Origin of the sequence: Brevundimonas sp., from assembly GCF_004210735.1 — a bacterium.
Taxonomy (GTDB): Bacteria; Pseudomonadota; Alphaproteobacteria; order Caulobacterales; family Caulobacteraceae; genus Brevundimonas.
Map to the genome: position 1 here is coordinate 1 of NZ_SDZL01000122.1, position 1,901 is coordinate 1,901.

The 1,901-nt window shown below is 66.4% G+C and carries 1 pseudogene; it reads left to right on the forward strand.

The window, feature by feature from the left end:
* A pseudogene (locus EON91_RS14320) lies at window positions 1-1,901 on the forward strand (DNA-directed RNA polymerase subunit beta'); the annotation flags it as partial.

Consider the following 1,901-nt stretch of genomic DNA (forward strand, 5'->3'; position numbering starts at 1 on the left):
ACATCGGCTACCGCCTGCTCGAGAAGAACCTGACCAAGAAGGAAATCGGTAACCTGATCGATCAGGTCTATCGCCACTGCGGTCAGAAGGCGACGGTCATCTTCGCCGACCAGATGATGCAGCTGGGCTTCCGCGAGGCGGCCAAGGCCGGCATTTCCTTCGGCAAGGACGACATCGTCATCCCGGCCAAGAAGGAACAACTGGTCAGCGAGACCCGCACCCTGGTCGAGGAGTACGAGCAACAGTACGCCGACGGCCTGATCACCAAGGGTGAGAAGTACAACAAGGTCGTCGACGCCTGGGCCAAGGCGACGGACCGCGTGGCCGACGAAATGATGGCCGAGATCGCGCAACCGCGCGTGCTGATCGAGGGCCAGGCGCCCGACGTCAACTCGGTATTCATGATGGCCAACTCGGGCGCTCGTGGCTCGCAGGCCCAGATGAAGCAACTGGGCGGCATGCGCGGCCTGATGGCCAAGCCGTCCGGCGAGATCATCGAGACGCCGATCATCTCTAACTTCAAGGAAGGCCTGACCGTCCTTGAATACTTCAACTCGACCCACGGCGCCCGTAAGGGTCTGGCCGACACCGCGCTGAAGACCGCCAACTCGGGTTATCTGACCCGCCGTCTGGTGGACGTGGCGCAGGACTCGATCGTCACCGAGGAAGACTGCGGATCGACGCGCGGCATCACGCTGCGCGCCGTGGTCGAGGGCGGCGACGTGCTGGTCTCGCTGGGCCAGCGTGTGCTGGGTCGCTATGCGGCCGAGGACATCAAGGAGCCGGGCGGCGACAAGATCCTGTTCCCCGCGGACACCTATCTGCAGGAAGAGGAAGTCGAGGCCATCGACACGGCCGGCGTCCAGTCGGTCAAGGTTCGCTCGGCCCTGACCTGTGAAGCCGAAGCCGGCATCTGCGGCCACTGCTATGGCCGTGACCTGGCGCGCGGCACCAACGTCAACATGGGCGAAGCCGTGGGCGTCATCGCCGCCCAGTCGATCGGCGAGCCCGGCACCCAGCTGACGATGCGGACCTTCCACATCGGCGGCACCGCGACCGTGGCGGAAACCTCGTTCGTCGAGGCGACCAACGCCGGTTCGGCCAAGATCGTCGGCCCGACCGTCACCGCCGCGCACGGCGACCTGGTGGCCATGAGCCGCAACGTCGTCATCACCGTGGTCGTGGACGGCAAGGACCGCGAGACCCACAAGGTCCCGTACGGCGCCCGTCTGCGCGTCAAGGAAGGCGCCGACATCGGCAAGGGCCAGCGTCTGGCGGAGTGGGACCCCTACACCACCCCGATCCTGACGGAAGTCGGCGGCGTGGTGCGCTTCGAGGACCTGGTCGACGGCCTGTCCGTCCGCGAGGAAACCGACGAAGCGACCGGCATCGCCCAGCGCGTCGTCAGCGACTGGCGCGCCAGCCCGCGCGGTTCGGACCTGCGTCCGGCCATGGGCGTCACCCTGGGCGACGCCTACGCCAAGCTGGCCTCGGGCTCTGACGCCCGGTACCTGCTGCCGGTGGGCGCGGTTCTGTCCGTGTCGAACGGCGACGAGGTCAAGCCGGGCGAGATCATCGCCCGCGTCCCGACCGAAGGCGCCAAGACCCGCGACATCACCGGCGGTCTGCCGCGCGTCGCCGAACTGTTCGAAGCCCGTCGTCCCAAGGACTGCGCGGTCATCGCCGAGATGGACGGCCGCGTCGAATTCGGTCGCGACTACAAGAACAAGCGCCGCATCAAGATCACCCCGGAAGTCAACGCCGACGGCGTTCAGGGTGAAGCGGTCGAGTTCCTGATCCCCAAGGGCAAGCACATCTCCGTCCACGACGGCGATCTGATCCAGAAGGGCGACTACATCATCGACGGCAACCCGGATCCGCACGATCTGCTGCGCATCCAG